The organism is Lacrimispora xylanisolvens (assembly GCF_002934545.1).
In the GTDB taxonomy this organism is placed as follows: domain Bacteria; phylum Bacillota; class Clostridia; order Lachnospirales; family Lachnospiraceae; genus Lacrimispora; species Lacrimispora xylanisolvens.
Genome location: NZ_PTJA01000009.1, coordinates 102,918 through 121,732, shown reverse-complemented (window position 1 = coordinate 121,732; position 18,815 = coordinate 102,918). Strand labels below are relative to the sequence as shown.

Here is an 18,815-nt window from a genome sequence, read left to right as displayed (position 1 = left end):
CTTATGGAGAATTATGAGTTTTTTAATGGCTTTGGAGGATTTGTCTGTGATGGCAGAGAATATGAAATTCTGCTGGACGGAAATAACAGGCCGCCGGCACCCTGGATTAATGTGATTTCAAACAAGGATTTTGGTTTCCAGATATCGGAGTCGGGAGCAGGCTTTACCTGGAGCGTTAACAGCCGGGAGAATAAGCTTACACCCTGGTCCAACGATCCGGTCAGTGACAGGGCGGGGGAGGCAATCTATATACTGGATGAAATAACCGGAGAGGTAATGACTCCGATGTCTCTGGGCAGATCTGACAGAGGCATATACCGGGTAAGGCATGGGTTTGGATACAGCCGGTTCCTTCATGAGGAATCGATGGTTGAGCAGGAGCTGACTGTATTTTGCCCTCTTCATGATTCATTAAAACTATGGAACTTAACCCTTAAGAATCAGTCGGATAAAGTGAAGTATTTAAGCCTGACCTATTATGTAGAATGGGTGCTGGGAACCCAAAGAGAGCAGACCGATCCCTATATTCTCACTTCCTATGACAATGAACATGAATATTTGTACGCAAAAAACATTTACACCATGAACTTTCAAAACAACTATGCCTACCTGTTTTCCAATGAGACAATTGTGGGTTATACCGGAGACAGACAGGAGTTTCTGGGACAAAAGGGCAGTATCAGAGAACCCAGGGGAGCAGAAGTCAAGCTCACCTGCAATACCGGAGTGTGCTATGATTCCTGCGGCGCAATCCAGGTATCCATAGCAATTCAGCCGCAGGAAAGTAAAACGGTGGTATTTGGACTGGGGCAGAGCAGCAGCTTAAATGAGATCAATCAGATCAGAAACAGATATAGAGATGTGACTGTGTCAGAGAAAGAACTGGAACAGGTCAGAGCCCACTGGGACAAATTATTAGGAACCATTCAGGTTAAGACAAATGACCGGGCAGTTGATATCCTGGTTAATGGCTGGCTGCTCTATCAGACATTATCCTGCCGGATACAGGCAAGAGCCGGATTTTATCAATGCGGTGGAGCTTATGGATACCGGGACCAGCTACAGGATACCCTTTCTCTGCTTTTTGCAGATCCGGGTATTTTACGCAGTCAGATACTCATTGCCTGCAGCAGACAGTTTGAAGAAGGAGATGTCCAGCATTGGTGGCATCCTCCCATGGGTATCGGGGTGAGGACACGAATCACCGATGACCTGCTTTGGCTGCCTTATTGTACCGCTGCTTATATTCAAAACACGGGAGATTATTCGATTTTAAAAGAAACAGTGCCATATATTAAAGGTCCGGTACTCAAGGAGGATCAGCATGATGTCATGTTTACTCCTGAAGTATCCCAGCAAACCGGAAGCGTCTATGAACATTGTAAAAAGACCATTGACCGGACATTTTTCGGAGAGCATGGACTTCCCCTTATGGGCGGAGGCGACTGGAATGACGGTATGAATGAGGTGGGAATACAGGGAAAGGGCGAAAGTGTATGGCTTGCCTGGTTTTTGTATACCGTATTAGGGGATTTCATTCCTTTATGCAAACAGGAAGGGGAAGAGGCCTACGGACAGGAACTGGAGCAGAAACGGGAAACTCTGCAGCAAAGCATCGAAGAACATGCCTGGGATGGGGAATGGTATCTGCGGGCCTTTTATGACGATGGTTCCAAGCTGGGATCAAAGGAAAATGATGAATGCAGAATTGATTCTATCAGCCAGTCCTGGAGTGTAATCTCAAAAGGAGCCCGTGCAGACCGTGCCAGGACAGCAATGCAGTCAGCATGGCGTTATCTGGTACGGGAGGAGGATGCCCTTTCCTTACTTCTTGCTCCTCCTTTTCATAAAACAAGTAAAAATCCGGGCTATATCAAAAATTATATTCCGGGCATCCGGGAAAATGGAGGTCAGTATACTCATGCAGCGGTGTGGCTTGCAATTGCAACGGCAATGGAGCACGATTATGACATGGCACAGACCCTGTTCACCATTCTGAATCCCATCTATATTACGCAGAAAAAGAAAGAGGTTCTTCGTTACGAAAAAGAACCTTATGTGATGACAGCTGATATATCATTAAGCCCGCCTTATACAGGAAGAGGCGGCTGGAGCTGGTATACCGGTTCCGCAGGCTGGATGTATCAGGGGCTGTTAAACTGGTTTCTGGGAATACGAAAAGAAGGGAATGAACTGGTGATTGATCCGGCAACGCCTGCAGACTTTGGGGATTTTACCATTGAGTACAAATATGGAAGCTCTTATTACGAAATCAGGGTTGAGAGCAGAAGCAAGGGGAAACTGACAACGGAATCCATTATTTTAGACCAAAAGGCGATACAGGGAAACAGAATTGTGCTGGAAGATGATGGAGAAAAGCATCATATTATGGTATGATTAAAAAGGCAGTTAACAGGAAGAAAGGCAAATTTCATGTCAGATAAAGAATATAAGAAAGAGCAGTTTCTTAAGATAGACGATCACCTGCTCCATGATAGCTGTCCATCCGAATATCTGGAACAAATCAGCAGGGAACCGTGGTTTTCTGAGTATCCGTTTTCCATGCTGTTAAAACTAAAGGATACACCCCAGTCAAAACGTTACCATCCGGAAGGCAGTGTGTGGGCTCATACGATGATGGTGGTGAATGAAGCAGCAAAGCGGAAACGGGAGAGTCAATCGGAACGAACCCTGATGTGGGCGGCGCTGCTTCATGATATTGGTAAACCGGGGACCACAAAAATAAAGAGAGAGAAAATCACCTCCTATAATCATGATTTTGAGGGAGAACAGCTGACAGAAGATTTTTTATCCTGTTTTACCGGTGATGTTTCCTGGATTAAGTCCGTGGCAAAACTGGTTAAGTATCATATGCACATTTTGTATGTTACGGAGAAACTTCCATTTGGAGATGCCGTCAAAATGAAACAGGAGACGGATGTCAATGAAGTTGCACTGCTGGGGCTTTGTGACCGCATTGGCAGGGGAAACAGTGATCCGGATTACGAAAAGGAAATAGTAAGAAAATTTCAGAAAATGATGTTGAGATAAAAGCTATTATATATAAGGAGCAAGCCATGATACAAAAGAGCAGATTAGATTCAGAAGAGACTATGAGGAAAGAAATAGAAATAATGAATGGGTTTGGCAGCCGGACAACCGGCTCAAAAGGTCATCAGGAATTTATTGCATGGTTAAAGCAGCAGTTGGAAGAGATGGGGCTTCCGATTTATAGTGACACCTATCCATTTGAGCGATGGGAAGAAAAGAGAAGTGCTTTAAAAATAAACCAGGAAGATATTCCTGTATCCTCAGCTTATCCATATTCCGGAGAAACAGATGAAAATGGAATAACAGGAGAGTTGATTCATATAAAAAACAGAGATTTTAGTAAGGCAAAAGGTAAAATTGCAGTTGTAGAAATTAAAATGATTAAAAAGCTTCCCCTTGGTCTGATTATAAATAAACGAAGAGCATTTCCGGACGGCACCAGGATTACCTCAGGTGACGGTGATCTGGTACTTACCTCTGTGTTAAGAAATCCTGGTTTAAAGAAGGCAAAGGAGAAGGGAGTTAAAGCGGTTATATTAATCTGGAAGGGAGTGGCAGATGAAAAGGTGAAAGATCAGTATCTGCCATTTACCGATGAATATATGGGAATTCCGGCCGTTTGGGTGAATGAGACGGAGGGAAAAAAGGTAATTGCGGCTGCGAAAAGACAGGAACAGGGAACTGTGATATTAGAAGCAGACAAACAGGTCAATGCTCCAACCGAAAGTTTTCATGTAATACTGGAAGGGAAAAATAAGGATGAGACCATTCTTATTAATACACATACAGACGGAATTAATGTGGTGGAGGAGAATGGTGCAATTGGTATACTTTCCATGATCCGGTATCTTAAAAACAAACAGCTGAATCGTACCATGATATTTTCATTTGTTACCGGACATTTCCGTTTACCGGTATTTAAAGGAACATCACAGGCTACCTCAACCTGGTTAATGGGTCACCGGGAACTATGGGATGGGAAAAACGGTAATAAAAAAGCCGTTGCAGGAATTACGGTAGAACATCTGGGCAGCATGGAGTGGAAAGAGAATGAGGACGGACAATATAAGGCAACTGGAAACATCCAGACAGAGTACACATACGTGGGAAATGCCTGGCTGGGAAAGATCTGGGAAAAGGCGGTGGAAGACAGAAGCCTGACTCGTACTGTCACACTCAGAGGCCACAACAAGTTTGAATTTGGGGAAAGCCAGCCTCTGTTTGAAGCAGGAATTCCGGTCATTGGACTGATCCAGATGCCAGATTATCTGATGGCGAACAGCAAGGACAGAGAGATAGACAAGTTTAACGTCAGCTTAATGAGGGAACAGGTGAAATCACTGTTAAAAGCAACAATTATGGTGGATAAAACGCCGAATAAACAACTTGGAAAATCTGACGGGTATTCATTCTTTTATGGAAGAACATGGTGAATGGTATCGTAGTAATGAAGTGAAGATTTGATCTGAAACTGGGGGAGTCGGGTGTGATTGAAATCAATAAAAATTATCGTTCATTTGACGCACTGAAGCTGGCATTGGCAGCTTCCCCTGTCTGTATGGTTACAGATATACTCTTGTCTGTTACCCAATCCATTATGCAGACGGGGGCTCTGGCTCTGGTAACAGCTGATTTTGTGGACACGGCATCTGCTATATTAAAGGGCGTCCGTCCACGTAATGATATTTATCTGCCATTGGTACTGCTGTTAGTGACGCTGGGGGTGACTACCATCATTGGTGCGCTGATCCAGCTTGCCAGCTCTCGTACCCGTTTAAATCTTAAACGCAGACTGATTCCGTCTGTGGTGAAGATTTATGCAGCATTGGACTACAGGCACATAGAAAATAATACCAGCTGGGAGTTGATTTCACGGGTATCCAGAGACCCGGTTAATTCCATTATGGAAGGTGTGGAGGCGTATATTCAGTCTTTGAAGATTATCATATCCCTGGCTTCCGTTCTCATATTGATTGTAACCCGGGTGTGGTGGGCAGCAATAATTATCTTAATTTTCTCTGCTCCCATGTTCTGGCTGTCGGTGCGAGCGGGGAGAAAGGTCTACCAGGCTGGGCGTGAGGCTGAGAAATTCAACCGGCGAACGGAGTATCTGGGAGACGTGCTGACGGGGCGGGATAATGTGGACGAGCGTACCCTGTTCGGCTATAGCGATGAGATCAATGGTAAATGGCAGAATCTGTATGAAGCCGGGCGGAAATTGCAGCTCAGGGTGACGGCCAGAATGTTCCTTTTTATTAAGGGATCCAGTCTGCTGCTTGTTCTGATTTCTCTGTTGGTGGCATTGACACTGATCGGACCTGTGTTAACTGGTCAGATGACAGCGGGTTGGTTTATGGGTATCGTAAGCGCAGTATTTGGAATGATTCAGAAACTTGGCTTCCAGATGTCCCGTTCCCTGGAAAGCATATCACGTGTCGGGGAGTATATGAAGGATTTAACTGCATTTGCGGCAATGAGTCAGACAAAAGACGCATTAACTGAGCCGGATGCCGAACCGATAGAATTTAAATCACTGGAATTTCGCAATGTCTGCTTTCGATACCCGGGAAGTGAACGGCTGGTATTAGATGGAATGTCGTTTAAGATGGAGGCAGGGCGTCATTATGCCTTTGTTGGTAAAAATGGTGCAGGCAAAACAACAATTACCAAGTTGTTAACAGGTTTGTTCCCACAATACCAGGGTGAGATACTGATCAATGGGAAGGAACTAAGGGAATATTCTGCCAGTGCGGTCAAGGCTCTGTTTTCTGTGGTATATCAGGATTTTGCAAGGTATTATATACCAATGAAGGATAACATAGCTCTTGGGGATTTACATAGAAAAGGGAATGAGATGGAGGCAGCGCATCTGGCTGGGTTAGATGAAACGGTGAACAGTCTGAACCATGGACTGGATACGCCGCTGGGGAAAATTATGGCAGGCGGACAGGATCTTTCCAGCGGTCAGTGGCAGAGAGTGGCCATTGCCCGTTCACTGAACAGCCGTGCTCCCGTTAAAATCCTGGATGAACCCACCTCTGCGCTTGATCCCATCAGCGAGAGTCTGTTATACAGAGATTTTGAGAGGCTAATGCTGGGTAAGACTACGGTATTTGTCAGTCACCGTCTTGGTTCTACGAAGCTGGCTGACGAGATACTGGTCATTGGCAGCGGGAGGATTATAGAACGGGGAACCCATGATGAGCTGATGGCAGCAAACGGGTCGTATGCAGGGATGTTTGAGGCTCAGAGGGGGTGGTATCTATGAACACAGTAAAGAAGAAGGATACGTTTTTTCAAGTCATTACCCGTATTATACCAATGCAGTTTCAGGCAGCACCATTTAATTGTATCCTTGAAAATATACTGGCTGTCATGCACGGGCTGTCATTTTCCCTGACAGTTGTGGCAACCCAGCATCTTTTTGATACGATTTCCAAAGCATCTGCCAGCGAAGCGGGCTTTTCGGATTGTATGGCTTCTCTGTTTTTATTAACTGGTGCAACGTTCGGGCAGCAGCTATTAAACGGGATTCATAACTTTCACGGAACCGGCATTCTTTTCCCCAAATCATCAGGAAAACTGACTGTTCTGCTTCACAGGAAATTAAAAGATATCGACCCTGCCCAATTTGAAAACACAGATTTTTTAGATGATCTTAATAAAGCCAGGGAGGGAATCCAGGCGATTCCTTTATGCTGCATGATTTTGTTTTTGTGTGTCTCTTTTTATGGAGTATATTTCCTGTCAATCGGAACATATCTGTTTACATTAAAGCCCATGCTGTTAATTACACTTCTGTTAGCTTTTATACCTGCGATACTGGCACAGACCATAAATATCCGGGTGTTCACAAGGCTGGAAGAACAGAGCGCACCATTGCGCAGGGAGCATGAATATTACCAGAAGGCAATCTGTGACAGAGAGTATTTTAAAGAAACCCGTATACTGGGAGCATTTTCATTTTTCAATCAGCTCTTCACAGACACATTGGAGCTGCTTAACAGTAAGATATGGAGGGCAGAGCGGAAAATTGCACTGCTGCAGCTGGTATTGAATATAACCACATTTGCAGGTATGGGAACATCGGCTTATCTGCTCTTTACTGCAACCATGAATGGGGAAATTACGGTTGGTATGTTTGCCGCTGTGTTTGCGGCTCTGGGGCAGATATTCGATATTATGAATGAAATAGTAAGCAAACACATAGGCAGTATGAACAGGGATATCGGCAAGATTAACAACTTCCTGCATTTACTTGACATGCCGGATCGCACCGGTTCTTTAAGCACACCGGATTTTACCAAAGGAGTGGCAGCTTACGGAATCAGTTATACCTATCCAGGAAGGGAGAATCCGGCGGTGAAAAACGTATCACTGAACCTGGCAGAGGGGGAGACCATTGCCATTGTGGGGGAAAACGGCGCAGGGAAGAGTACCCTTGTACGTTTGCTGACAGGGATTTACCGCCCGTTGGAAGGCAGGGTTATCATCGGCGGCCTTGATACCGCAAAGATTGCTCCTTCCTCTTTATATAAGGGCATATCTGGGGTATTTCAGAAATATCAGCGGTACAAAATGACCCTTGAAGAGAATGTGGCTATCAGTGACAGTCTGGCAAAAGCCGGTTTGGATCAGGCGGAATCGGCACTTCGTGAAGCCGGTTTTGAAAAGGGCAGTATCCGGATGGAGGATATGCTTTCACCAGAGTTTGGCGGCATTGATCTATCAGGAGGACAATGGCAGAGGATCGCCATTGCCAGAGGGTTATACCGGGTGAATGACTTTATTGTACTGGATGAACCTACCTCCGCCATTGATCCCATTGAGGAGACCAGAATTTACAAACAATTTCAACGGCTGGCAGAAGGCAAATGTGCCCTTGTGGTGACTCACCGTCTTGGTTCTGCAAAGCTGGCTGACCGCGTCGTAGTGCTGGAGGCTGGAGAGATTGTTGACATGGGGACACATGAGGAACTGCTTTCCCGCCCAGGCAAATACGCTGATATGTGGGCGGCTCAGGCACAGTGGTATGAAAGGGAAGAGAAATAATTATGAAAGTAAATGTATATCAATTAAATTCATTTGCTAAAACAAATGAAGGCGGCAATCCAGCAGGTGTTGTACTTGATGCAGATTCCTTATCGGAAACGCAAATGGGGAAAATTGCTGCAATTCTGGGATTCAGCGAAACTGCTTTTGTAATGCAGTCAGGAATAGCAGATTTCAGAGTGAGATTCTTTACGCCGAAGGAAGAGGTTGATTTATGCGGTCATGCAACAATTGCAGCCTTTTATACCATGTCATACCTGGGTTTACTAAAACCAGGGAAGTATAAACAGGAGACAAAAGCCGGAATACTGGGAATTGAAATAAATGAGGATCACTCCGTCATGATGAATCAGTCAGCCCCTGTGTTTTCTGAAATTGTAAAGAAGGATGAACTTGCAGACTCATTAAATATTGATGCCTCCCATATGCTGGAGGATTTACCGGCACAGATCGTATCTACAGGACTTCGGGATATTCTGATCCCTGTAAAAAGTATGGAACTATTAAATGCAATGAAACCGGATATGAAAAAAATTAAATTGATCAGTCAAAAATATGGTGTAGTTGGTTACCATGTTTTTGCCCTGGAATCTCTGTATGGCGCAAACGCCAGTTGTAGAAATTTTGCTCCGTTATATGAGATTCCCGAAGAATCAGCAACGGGAACTTCAAACGGTGCTCTGGGATGCTATCTTTACCACTATGGCAAAATCAACGCCGGGCAGGAATCCAACATTGTGTTTGAACAGGGGTATTCCATGAAAAGGCCATCTGAAATTCAGGTATCCCTGACAGTGATGGAAAACGAAATTCATGAGGTCAGAGTGGGCGGAAATGCAAGGAATCTTATTTTATCAGAAGTTGAACTGTAAAAAACTAATAGATGAAAGAAAGGTTAAAATGAGCGTATTTTTTTATGGATGTATTACTCTGGATGGCTATCTGGCTGATAAAAATCATAACCTGGACTGGCTTTACCAGACTGGAGATGCAGAAGAAACAGATTATGAGAATTTCTATCATTCTATGAATGTTACTATTATGGGAAAACGAACATTTAATGAAATTGAAAAAATGGATAATGCCGACAGTATTTACTCTGCAACTGAAAATTACGTAATAACACATTCAAAAAGTGTTTCAGTAAGGGGATTTACTCCTGTCAGTTGTGATGTTGTGGAATTTGTGAAACAGTTTGATAAAGAAAAAAACATATGGATTGTGGGAGGCGGCACAATCCTGGCTCCTTTGCTGGATAATGATATGATAGACAATATGATAATACAGATTGCTCCAGTATTATTAGGTAAAGGAATTCCGCTGTTTTCCCAGGAGGAATCATTAAAACGTTTTTGTTTGAAAGAAGTAAAACAATACGGACAATTTGCCGAACTAATTTATACGAAAATACAATCCTGAGGGGATATGAAAAAACAGCGTAATTTGAAAACGCTGTTTTTTCATATTGCAATCTAATATTACATGGTGCAAAATCGGATGATAAAATGAAAAAAACAGAGTAAACTGAATTAATACCAACAAAGGAGGTTGACTTTATGAAAAATACAGTGGTATTTCAGACGATCCTGGGCCCAGTTGTTATATCAGAACAGGATGAAGCTATAACGGAACTTTTCTTTGCTAAGGAGTCACTGGACAGAGAAAATAGCCAGATCACACCCTTGTTAAAAGAAGCTGAAAAGCAGCTTTTGGAATATTTATCAGGAGACCGCACAAAATTCAATTTAAAGCTTGCTGCCCAGGGAACGGAGTTTCAGAAGACGGTTTGGAATACATTGCAGGAGATTCCCTATGGCGAAACCCGCAGTTATAAACAGGTTGCTGAAATGATTGGCCGGCCGGAGGCTTCCCGCGCTGTAGGTATGGCCAATAGCAAAAACCCCATACTTATTTTGACGCCCTGTCACCGTATTGTCGGTTCAGATAGTAAATTAACAGGTTATGCCGGTGGTCTGGAAATAAAGAAAGCCCTGTTAGAATTGGAAAAAAATCATGTCAGCTGTTAAATATAAGTATTTTTATTATGGAATGAAAGAAACAGCACATCTTGCCGCTGCTGATCCTGTGCTTGGTGAAGCGATGGTAAGACTTGGGCACGTAAAGCGCGAGGTAATTCCCGACCCATTTGCAGCACTGATCAATGGGATTATTGGTCAATTGATCTCAACCCGCGCTGCTAAAACTGTATGGGAACGAATGCAGGAACTTTTAGGTGAAATCACTCCAAAGAATCTTTCGGGTTTTACACCGGAAGAGGTGAGACAATGCGGCATTACCATGAAAAAATCCATCTGTATCTGCGATCTGGCAAAAGAGATTGTGGAGGGAAATCTGTGTCTGGATTGTCTTCAAAAAAAACCGGACAGCGAGATTATCCGTATTCTCACGAATTTCAAGGGAATAGGTCCATGGACTGTACAAATGCTGCTTATTCATATGGAGAGACCTGACGTAGTCAGCTTTGGTGATATTGCCATTCGCCGTGGAATGGAAAAACTCTATGGCAATCCCAAACTGACAAAAGAGCAGTTTGATTCCTATAGAAGTAAATATTCTCCTTATGGGTCGGTAGCTTCTATCTATTTATGGGAACTTTACTCTATGTCAATTGAGAAAAAGGAGGTGATAAAATGTCCGAAGTGAAATTAACAGATGATGAAAAATGGCAGGCTTCCCAGACCTGTAATCCTGCTTATGACGGTAGATTTTTTTATGGTGTGAAAACAACTGGGATTTACTGCCGGCCTTCCTGTAAGTCAAAAAGTCCAAAGCGGGAAAACGTTCTCTTTTTTGACACGGCAAAGCAGGCTGCAGAAAGTGGACTGCGCCCCTGCAAACGCTGTCGCCCGGATTTGCTGGAATTTCAGCCGCTAAAGGATTCAGCGGATAAAATTAAGGAAGTATGTGACCAGTATTTTACAGATCGCAGCCGTTTAAAAGAAGAGCTTGCAGGACTGGGTCTGAGCAGGAACCGAATGATACAGCTGTTTCAGGAGCAATATCAGAAAACCCCATCAGAATATTTAAACCAGCTGCGCATTGCCAGTGCAAAAGATCAGCTTGTTCATACGCATAATAGTATTCTGCAGATTTCCCTGCAAAGCGGTTTCGAGAGCCTTTCTACATTTTATGCACAGTTTAGGAAGTTGACAGGTGTTTCACCAAAAGAATACCGAAAAAACACTGATTAAAAATGCTTGACTATATGAACAGGACTGGATATATTAAAGTTAAATTACTGAATATTGATTAATTATGGTAATGATAATCAGATGTTGACTGATGTATAGAAAAGGGAAAGGAGTTAACGTTATGTCTAAAATGCCCATGATATTTGCAGGCCATGGATCACCGATGAATGCCATAGAAGATAATCGGTATACCAGGGAGTGGAGGGAAATGGCAAAGAAAATCCCAAGACCTGAATCAATTGTATCAATCTCGGCTCATTGGTATACGGAAGGTACAAAGATTATGAATGAGGAAAATCCAAAGACTGTTTATGATATGTATGGATTTCCTGAAGAGTTATATAAGATTTCATATAATGCACCTGGTAATCCCGGACTTGCAGGTAATGTAAAAGATATGATCAGCAAACAAAGCGTATATGACAATACCTGGGGCATTGATCACGGCACATGGTCTGTTCTGACTCATATGTACCCGCAACGGGATATCCCGGTTTTTCAGATCAGTATCGATGCGTTTGCCCCGCCCCAGGTTCATTATCAGATAGGAAAGGAATTGAGATCCTTAAGGGATCAGGGCGTTCTTTTATTTGGTACTGGAAATATTGTTCACAATCTGAGAATGCTGGACTGGGGAATGGAAGATGATGGTTTCAAATGGGCCTATTCGTTTGACGATTATATTAAAACAAACATTGAAAACAAAAATCACGATAATATCCTCCACTACATGAGTCAGGGTGAGGCGGCTAAATTAGCTGTACCTGCGCCGGATCATTTTAATCCGATCTTATATTTGCTGGGAGCATCAGATGAAGAAGATAAGATCACTGTGTATAACAACAGCTGTATGCTGGGGTCCTTATCTATGACCAGCTATTTATTTGAATGATTTTAAGAGAGTATCCAAAAGAAAAACGTAGGAAATGCCATGCTCCGCATTGCAATTTGTGACGATATACTGCAGGAACTGGAAACTCTTGTTATTTGCGGTTATCACCACTGCCGATAAGGATACTGCCACACTTTATGAATTTGGAGAGGATGGATCTGTTGTGAATATCGGCCAGTTTGAGCAAATAAGCAATTAATAATTGTCAGAGAGTAGTCATTTAGGTGCAAACTGGTATAAAAGATCAGGGTGTCAGGCTGGATATGAGCCGGACACCCTGAATTCATTTTTTACATAGTAACAATTTAAAATTTATACATCAAAAAGATTCGCTGTCATGTTATAATCATATCGCAGTATATACCACTGCAAGATTAAGACAAAGACAGGAGAGATACAATGTGGTTTATTCTTTCGCTTATTGCGATATTGTTTTGGAGTGGTTCTGACCTTTTTTCAAAAATGGGTTCAGAGCCAGATGATAAATACAGTCATTGGAAAATGATTATGGCAGTGGGTACCATCATGGGAATACACGCAGTGATTGAATTATGCAGAGGTGCCCAGTTTCAGATTTCAGATATTCTCACCTATCTGCCAGTATCATTTCTTTATATTCTGGCTATGATACTTGGTTATGTAGGCCTGCGTTATGTAGTTCTTTCTGTTTCCACACCCATTTGTAATTCATCAGGTGCAGTTGCCGCTCTTTTGTGTTTCTTTATTTTAAAGGAGACAATGAGCGGGTTGCAGTTTTTTGCGGTGGCATTGGTATGTATCGGGATTTTCTTTCTTTCTGTGTTTGAAAAGAAACAGGAGGATGCAGAACGAAGGCAGGCTGGTATCGTTCCCGACAGGAAATATACTCACAGTTTTATCGCTATTTTCTTTCCGATTTTTTACTGTATCATTGATGGACTGGGTACTTTTGCAGATGCATTGGTTCTTGACCGTTATATCTCAGAGGGACCAGCCAATATTGCATATGAGTTTACATTTTTGATGATGGCTGTTTTTGCATTTATATATGTCGTGATCATTAAAAAGCAGAAAATCAAACTTTCCGCTGAAAAACCAAAGATTCTTGCAGGTGTATTTGAAACAGCAGGACAATTTGCATATATTTTCGCTTTGGGTGATAATGCTATTGTTGCAGCTCCGTTAATTTCATCTTACTGTATCTTTTCACTTGTCTGGGCAAGAATTATATTGAAGGAGAAACTGTCATGGAAACAGTATCTTGTCATTGCCATAGCTGCAGTGGGTATTGTAATACTTGGTATGGAAGGATAAGATAAGGACCGGGTAATCAGGGAAAGGATAAGGTAAATCTATTATGTGGCAATGCCCAAAATGTGGACGGGAATTTAAAAATCAGGATCAAAATCATTTTTGCAGTGAGGCGCCAACTACCATAGACGCCTATATTGAAGCTCAGGCAGAAGAGGTTCAGCCGCTTTTACATCAGGTTCGGAATACAATCCGAACCGCATTGCCGGAGGCTGAGGAACGTATTTCGTGGAAGATGCCCACATATTGGAAAAGACATAATATCATTCATTTTGCGGCATTTAAGAAACATATAGGAGTGTATCCCGGTGAGAATGCGATGGTCCATTTTGCAGGACGGCTGACGGAGTATAAAACAAGTAAGGGCGCGATCCAGCTTCCTTATGACAAACCGCTTCCGCTGGATTTAATTGCTGAAATTGCAAAATGGAGTTATGAATGGTTGTCATGAAATAACCATAACAGTCTGAGTAATGAAATCAAATCCGATTCTGAAAGAATGGTATAACAAAGAGGTATATATTGACAGCACAATGATTATGGCCATATTTACATCTATCATTACAATTGAGATCCATAAAGAAGAAATTGGATTACCTCGTGGATTTTACCATGAAAGGCTTGAAAGCTGGGTGAAAAATGAAACACATTGCAATCATATCGGATACTCATGGCATATTAAGAGAGTCTGTCATGGCTGAACTGGATGCAGCTAATTGCATAATCCATGCCGGAGATATTGATACCCCGTCCATTGCAGATGCTGTCCGGATGTTGGGAGAGACCTACATGGTTCGCGGCAATAACGACATGGATTGGGCGAAAGAGCTGCCGGCCAGTATTTCTGCCACCATTGAAGGTGTCAGATTTTTCATCGTTCATAATAGAAAAGATGTCCCCAGACATTTGTCAGAGGTGGATGTAGTCATCTATGGGCATTCTCATAAATACTTCTCAGAAGTAATAGATGGTGTTTTGTATCTTAATCCTGGCAGCTGCGGTAAGCGGCGCTTCAATTTGGAGCTTACCATGGGCCGGATGACTGTGGATGGGGGGCAGTATCAATATGAAAAGGTGATAATTCCCCATGATTAAATTGAAGGGACGGAGGAACAGGCTGTGGACAAGGAAGAACAGGTGTTGTCAGAGCTTTGGGATTTATTTAATAAGAAGATGTGGCTTGACAGCTTTAAAATGAAAACCAGACTGAAAGGGTATAATCCTTCAGAAGTACACTGTATCGAATACATTGGCGGAAATAAAGATTCCAATGTGACAAAACTTGCTGAGACGTTTTATATGACAAGAAGCGCAATCAGTAAGCTGACCAGAAAGCTTATTGAAAAAGGTCTTATTGAAAGTTATCAGAAACCAGACAACAGAAAAGAAGTGTATTTCAGGCTAACAAAACAGGGTGATCAGATATACAAAGTACATGAGGAATTGCATAAAGAATATAAAGAGCGGGATAAAGCGGTATTTGATAAAATAACAGAAGAGCAGTATGACAATATGCTTAATTTTGCGGAAAAATTTAATCAACATTTAGATGCAGAGATAAAAAAGCTGGGGGTGGATATTACGTCTGGCTGGTGTGATAAATTATAACTGATGGAGAGGCAGCCCAAATGAAGAAAAAGAGGGCTGCTTTTTATTACACTATTATTGTTGACAAGGACACAAAAAAGTATTACCATGTAATTATGGGTCTTAGGAAACAAAAAGACAAAACCAATGATATTCAAAGTTAAAAGGAGGAAATAAATGAACATAATAGGAATTATCGCCAGTGAGCGAAAAGAGGGCAATACTGCTTTTATCGTAAATAAAATGCTGGAGGGCGCAAGAGAACAGGGCGCCCAAACCCAGTCCTTTCGTTTCAGCGATCTTAATATAAAACCTTGCAGGGGATGCTGGGCCTGCCATAAGAGCGATCAGGGCTGTGTTATTAAGGATGATATGCAGAAAATATATGATGCCATGGAGTATACAGATGTTATCATCTTAGGCCTGCCAATCTACATGGGTCAGATGAGTGCTCAGGGAAAGATATTTACCGACAGGTTGTTTGCACGGTTTTCTCCAAGGTTCTCTCCCTACTTTAAAGAAAATGCTGTTAAGAAACAAATGGTTCTTTCTTTTAACCAGGGCAATCCCAATGCAGATCTGTTTCAGCCGTATATCGATTATACAAATCAGATGTTTCGAACTCTGGAATTTAATGTAAAGGAGGTTCCGGTTGTCACTGATTTGCGAAACGGATCGATACATGACAGAGAAGATTTATGCAGGGAATTAAAGCATCTGGGTTCCAGTTTAGCAAGTATTTAATTGTATTATTTGGAAATTTGTCATACAATGATGTTAAATGCAAAATGATCTGATTATAGTTTGGGAGGTAGTGTATGAGACTTGAAAAAGCCACACCAGAATCACAGGGAGTTCATTCCCAGGCGATTCTGGAATTTTTAAACAAAGTAAACCAGCAGGGATTAGAACTTCATTCATTTATGCTGCTTAAGAACGGTAAAAATATTGCTGATTGCTGGTGGAAGCCCTATGGACCCCAGTACAGACACCAGTTATTTTCGTTAAGCAAAAGCTTTACATCCATTGCAATCGGGCTGGCAATCGAGGAAGGACTGCTGACAACAGATACGCTGATTGCTGATATTTTTACAGCTGAAATGGAAGAACTGGGAGAAAAGGTTGACGGGAAAATTAAGAAAATGACCGTGAAAAATCTTTTGACAATGGGAACCGGAATGACATATCAGAACTGGAACTGGGATGATGAAAAATATAATAACATTCTGGGATTCTTAAGCTCCCATGTGAAAAATGAGCCGGGAAGCGCGTTCTATTATAATACCATGGCTACCTATATGTGTTCTGCGATTATTACAAGATTAACAGGACAGAAGCTTGTGGACTATCTTATGCCCAGGCTGTTTGAGCCATTGGGAATTGATCCCGTCTGGGAAGAAGATAATCTGGGTATCAGCTTTGGAGGCTTTGGCCTGAATATTAAAACAGAGGATATCGCCGTTTTTGGTCAGATGCTTCTGCAAAAAGGAAAAAACAATGGGCGGCAGCTGGTACCTGCAGCATGGATCGAGGAAGCAACCTCCAAACAGATCAGCAACGGAGACGAAGCCGATAATGACTGGGCTCAGGGTTATGGATACCAGTTCTGGAGATGTGTGCCCGAAGGAGTGTACCGCGCAGATGGTATGTATGGACAATATTGTATCGTTATGCCTGAATATAACTGTGTTATTGCAGTAACAAGTAATTTAGACATGGGTAAATTTATGAAACTGATCTGGAGTGACCTTCTTCCGGCACTGGGAGGGGAAGGGGCACTGGCTCAAAGTGATGATTACAGTAAACTGGTTGAGTTTGGATCATGCCAGACACATCTGAAGGTGAACGAAAATGCAGAATCCTATCCCGCATTTCGGGCATCCTACCAGCTTTCTTCTGACAGCGCAGAGGAGAAAGAGTTCAAAATAAAAAGAATCAGCTTTGATTTTGAAAATGGGGAATGCCTGCTTGCACTGTATAACGGGGAAAACTCACAACCCTTATCTGTGGTTCGTTTTGCAGAGAAAGAATGGGTCGAGAACACAAAGCCATTCTGGGAAGCCGGAGCTTTTTACAGAGCGGCCTGCTATGGAGAGTGGAATCATGAGGAGTTTGCTGCCTGCGTCTGGCATTATGAGACACCACTGAACACAAAATTTAAGTTTACGTTCAGTGAGGAAAGGAAACAGCTGGTTTTACAAGTGACTGCACAGCAGGAAATGACTCTTAATTACGTTAGAATATAAAATAGATTTGGTGGTATGAGGAGACAAAAATGGACGGAACAGTAAGAAAAAACATAAAAATTGGTGACCGCGTTTTGGTGGTGCAAAAACAGGATCAGAGAACCGGCAAGCTGACAGAGGGTGTAGTCCAGAGAATACTAACCAATTCTCCCAATCATCCAAGAGGCATTAAAGTAATGCTGGAAGGTGGAATTGTAGGGAGAGTGCAGGGAGGCGTGGACCAGTAACAGGAGGATTCAATTATGAATTTAAGCAGGGAAGAGAAATCATGGATACTGGTTGACTGCGGTAATTCGGCTTATTCCATGGCTGTCACAACCGCGCTGCTTCCGATTATGTTCGGAATGTTTGATAATGTGAAACGCAGCATGGATCTGGGATATTTCAACTCCATTGCCAGTATCCTGGTAGCGGCTTTAAGTCCCATCTTGGGCGCTGCAGCCGATTATAAGGACAAAAAGAAGCGTTTTTTTATATTCTTCACCTGTCTGGGAGTTTTGTCAACCGCATCGCTGGCGTTTATCCCTCCTTCCAGCGGACAATGGCAGCTTTTAATTCTGTTTTTTATTCTGTCAGCAATTGGCTTTGCAGGATCTAATATTTTTTACGATGCATTTATTGTGGATGTTAGCAGTGATGAAAGAATGGATAAGATATCCTCCCTTGGTTTTGCATTCGGCTACATATCCAGTGTCATCCCTTTTGGCCTTAGTCTGATACTGATCTTTCTTCTGGGAATGGAAAAATCCATCGGATATCAGATTGGATTTATTATTACAGCTTTATGGTGGGGACTTTTTACCGTTCCCATGATAAGAGACGTAAAACAGATTCATTATGTGGAACCCGGGAAGGATACCATAAAGAATAGTTTTAAAAGGCTGGCAGAAACATTTAAACAAATAAAACAGTATCAGACTGTCTTTATCTTTCTTGGTGCCTATTTCTTTTATATTGACGGTGTGGATACCATTATTAAGATGGTAATTCCTTATGCTACCGCAGTGATGGGAAACGATACACTGGATACCTTCTCCCTGCTGGCGATTCTGCTGATTATTCAGATCATTGCCTTCCCATGCGCGATTTTTTATGGAAATATGGCAAAACGTTTCTCTGCCAGAACCATGATTATCATAGGAATATTCACATATATTATTTCCTGCATTGCAGCATTTTTTATATCCTCCGTATGGCACATTTTCATTCTTGGTGCCATGATTGGTTCTGCACAAGGCGGGATTCAGGCACTGAGCCGGTCCTATTTTGCTAAAATCATTCCAAAGGAGAAATCCAACGAATTCTTTGGGTTTTATAATATTTTCGGTAAATTTTCAGCAATAATGGGACCTACGCTGATGTCTCTGACAACAGCAGTTACAGGCAATGCAAGATGGAGCATTATTGGAATTATACCCCTCTTTTTAGTGGGATTTATTATATTTATCAGGCTTCCTGTGGAAGAAAAATAAGAGGAAGGATGGG

At 42.3% G+C, this 18,815-nt stretch carries 19 protein-coding genes; all 19 read left to right on the top strand.

The window, feature by feature from the left end:
• Positions 1-3: 3 nt before the first annotated feature.
• The 19 genes from BXY41_RS16965 (at position 4) to BXY41_RS16870 (ending at position 18,802) form a co-directional block, all read left to right on the top strand.
• Entirely contained in the window at positions 4-2,397 is a 2,394-nt protein-coding gene (locus BXY41_RS16965; protein WP_104438052.1) for a glycoside hydrolase family 94 protein, read from the top strand.
• Between the two features lie 36 nt (positions 2,398-2,433).
• Entirely contained in the window at positions 2,434-3,051 is a 618-nt protein-coding gene (locus BXY41_RS16960) for an HDIG domain-containing metalloprotein (protein WP_104438051.1), read from the top strand.
• A gap of 26 nt (positions 3,052-3,077) precedes the next feature.
• Positions 3,078-4,484 carry a zinc-binding metallopeptidase family protein gene (locus BXY41_RS16955; protein WP_104438050.1) on the top strand — a complete coding sequence of 469 codons (1,407 nt, stop codon included), beginning with the start codon at positions 3,078-3,080 and terminating at the stop codon, positions 4,482-4,484.
• 53 nt (positions 4,485-4,537) lie between these two features.
• Positions 4,538-6,319: an ABC transporter ATP-binding protein gene (locus tag BXY41_RS16950; RefSeq protein ID WP_242980228.1), complete on the top strand. Its 1,782-nt coding sequence runs from the start codon at positions 4,538-4,540 to the stop codon at positions 6,317-6,319.
• Entirely contained in the window at positions 6,316-8,103 is a 1,788-nt protein-coding gene (locus tag BXY41_RS16945; RefSeq protein WP_104438049.1) for an ABC transporter ATP-binding protein, read from the top strand. The genes BXY41_RS16950 and BXY41_RS16945 overlap by 4 nt, the downstream gene beginning before the upstream one ends.
• A gap of 2 nt (positions 8,104-8,105) precedes the next feature.
• On the top strand, positions 8,106-8,975 hold the full coding sequence (locus BXY41_RS16940; RefSeq protein ID WP_104438048.1) for a PhzF family phenazine biosynthesis protein: 870 nt from the start codon (positions 8,106-8,108) through the stop codon (positions 8,973-8,975).
• A gap of 28 nt (positions 8,976-9,003) precedes the next feature.
• A complete protein-coding gene (locus BXY41_RS16935; protein ID WP_104438157.1) occupies positions 9,004-9,522 on the top strand; it encodes a dihydrofolate reductase family protein in 519 nt (172 codons plus the stop codon).
• Positions 9,523-9,659: 137 nt separating this feature from the next.
• Positions 9,660-10,130 (top strand): methylated-DNA--[protein]-cysteine S-methyltransferase, encoded by a 471-nt coding sequence (locus BXY41_RS16930; RefSeq protein ID WP_104438047.1) that lies wholly within the window; start codon positions 9,660-9,662, stop codon positions 10,128-10,130.
• A complete protein-coding gene (locus BXY41_RS16925) occupies positions 10,117-10,767 on the top strand; it encodes a DNA-3-methyladenine glycosylase family protein (protein ID WP_104438046.1) in 651 nt (216 codons plus the stop codon). Before BXY41_RS16930 ends, BXY41_RS16925 begins: the two co-directional genes overlap by 14 nt.
• The gene (locus tag BXY41_RS16920; RefSeq protein WP_242980227.1) at positions 10,755-11,315 is read left to right on the top strand and encodes a bifunctional transcriptional activator/DNA repair enzyme AdaA; all 561 of its coding nucleotides are present in this window, start codon (positions 10,755-10,757) and stop codon (positions 11,313-11,315) included. Before BXY41_RS16925 ends, BXY41_RS16920 begins: the two co-directional genes overlap by 13 nt.
• Positions 11,316-11,436: 121 nt before the next feature.
• Positions 11,437-12,207, top strand: a complete 771-nt coding sequence (gene ygiD / locus BXY41_RS16915) for a 4,5-DOPA-extradiol-dioxygenase (RefSeq protein ID WP_104438045.1) — start codon at positions 11,437-11,439, stop codon at positions 12,205-12,207.
• 399 nt (positions 12,208-12,606) lie between these two features.
• Complete coding sequence (locus tag BXY41_RS16910) at positions 12,607-13,500, top strand: EamA family transporter (RefSeq protein WP_104438044.1); 894 nt, start codon at positions 12,607-12,609, stop codon at positions 13,498-13,500.
• A 43-nt stretch (positions 13,501-13,543) separates the two neighbouring features.
• Positions 13,544-13,948, top strand: coding sequence for an iron chaperone (locus BXY41_RS16905; protein ID WP_104438043.1), 405 nt, complete (start codon positions 13,544-13,546; stop codon positions 13,946-13,948).
• A gap of 188 nt (positions 13,949-14,136) precedes the next feature.
• Positions 14,137-14,592, top strand: a complete 456-nt coding sequence (locus tag BXY41_RS16895; RefSeq protein ID WP_104438041.1) for a metallophosphoesterase family protein — start codon at positions 14,137-14,139, stop codon at positions 14,590-14,592.
• A 24-nt stretch (positions 14,593-14,616) separates the two neighbouring features.
• Positions 14,617-15,105 carry a MarR family transcriptional regulator gene (locus BXY41_RS16890; RefSeq protein ID WP_104438040.1) on the top strand — a complete coding sequence of 163 codons (489 nt, stop codon included), beginning with the start codon at positions 14,617-14,619 and terminating at the stop codon, positions 15,103-15,105.
• A 156-nt stretch (positions 15,106-15,261) separates the two neighbouring features.
• Positions 15,262-15,828 (top strand): flavodoxin family protein, encoded by a 567-nt coding sequence (locus tag BXY41_RS16885; RefSeq protein ID WP_104438039.1) that lies wholly within the window; start codon positions 15,262-15,264, stop codon positions 15,826-15,828.
• Positions 15,829-15,902: 74 nt separating this feature from the next.
• Positions 15,903-17,330 carry a serine hydrolase domain-containing protein gene (locus BXY41_RS16880; RefSeq protein WP_104438038.1) on the top strand — a complete coding sequence of 476 codons (1,428 nt, stop codon included), beginning with the start codon at positions 15,903-15,905 and terminating at the stop codon, positions 17,328-17,330.
• Positions 17,331-17,359: 29 nt separating this feature from the next.
• A complete protein-coding gene (locus BXY41_RS16875; RefSeq protein WP_104438037.1) occupies positions 17,360-17,557 on the top strand; it encodes a YwbE family protein in 198 nt (65 codons plus the stop codon).
• A 15-nt stretch (positions 17,558-17,572) separates the two neighbouring features.
• Entirely contained in the window at positions 17,573-18,802 is a 1,230-nt protein-coding gene (locus tag BXY41_RS16870) for an MFS transporter (RefSeq protein ID WP_104438036.1), read from the top strand.
• Positions 18,803-18,815 lie beyond the last annotated feature (13 nt).

Excerpts from the sequence above, each read along its gene's own strand:
- BXY41_RS16910 (WP_104438044.1), top strand. The coding sequence starts at position 12,607 with ATGTGGTTTATTCTTTCGCTTATTGCGATATTGTTTTGGAGTGGTTCT.
- BXY41_RS16955 (WP_104438050.1), top strand. The coding sequence starts at position 3,078 with ATGATACAAAAGAGCAGATTAGATTCAGAAGAGACTATGAGGAAAGAA.
- BXY41_RS16880 (WP_104438038.1), top strand. The coding sequence starts at position 15,903 with ATGAGACTTGAAAAAGCCACACCAGAATCACAGGGAGTTCATTCCCAG.
- BXY41_RS16875 (WP_104438037.1), top strand. The coding sequence starts at position 17,360 with ATGGACGGAACAGTAAGAAAAAACATAAAAATTGGTGACCGCGTTTTG.
- BXY41_RS16895 (WP_104438041.1), top strand. The coding sequence starts at position 14,137 with ATGAAACACATTGCAATCATATCGGATACTCATGGCATATTAAGAGAG.
- BXY41_RS16920 (WP_242980227.1), top strand. The coding sequence starts at position 10,755 with ATGTCCGAAGTGAAATTAACAGATGATGAAAAATGGCAGGCTTCCCAG.
- BXY41_RS16905 (WP_104438043.1), top strand. The coding sequence starts at position 13,544 with ATGTGGCAATGCCCAAAATGTGGACGGGAATTTAAAAATCAGGATCAA.
- BXY41_RS16870 (WP_104438036.1), top strand. The coding sequence starts at position 17,573 with ATGAATTTAAGCAGGGAAGAGAAATCATGGATACTGGTTGACTGCGGT.
- BXY41_RS16965 (WP_104438052.1), top strand. The coding sequence starts at position 4 with ATGGAGAATTATGAGTTTTTTAATGGCTTTGGAGGATTTGTCTGTGAT.
- BXY41_RS16885 (WP_104438039.1), top strand. The coding sequence starts at position 15,262 with ATGAACATAATAGGAATTATCGCCAGTGAGCGAAAAGAGGGCAATACT.
- BXY41_RS16960 (WP_104438051.1), top strand. The coding sequence starts at position 2,434 with ATGTCAGATAAAGAATATAAGAAAGAGCAGTTTCTTAAGATAGACGAT.
- ygiD (WP_104438045.1), top strand. The coding sequence starts at position 11,437 with ATGTCTAAAATGCCCATGATATTTGCAGGCCATGGATCACCGATGAAT.
- BXY41_RS16935 (WP_104438157.1), top strand. The coding sequence starts at position 9,004 with ATGAGCGTATTTTTTTATGGATGTATTACTCTGGATGGCTATCTGGCT.
- BXY41_RS16945 (WP_104438049.1), top strand. The coding sequence starts at position 6,316 with ATGAACACAGTAAAGAAGAAGGATACGTTTTTTCAAGTCATTACCCGT.
- BXY41_RS16925 (WP_104438046.1), top strand. The coding sequence starts at position 10,117 with ATGTCAGCTGTTAAATATAAGTATTTTTATTATGGAATGAAAGAAACA.
- BXY41_RS16930 (WP_104438047.1), top strand. The coding sequence starts at position 9,660 with ATGAAAAATACAGTGGTATTTCAGACGATCCTGGGCCCAGTTGTTATA.
- BXY41_RS16940 (WP_104438048.1), top strand. The coding sequence starts at position 8,106 with ATGAAAGTAAATGTATATCAATTAAATTCATTTGCTAAAACAAATGAA.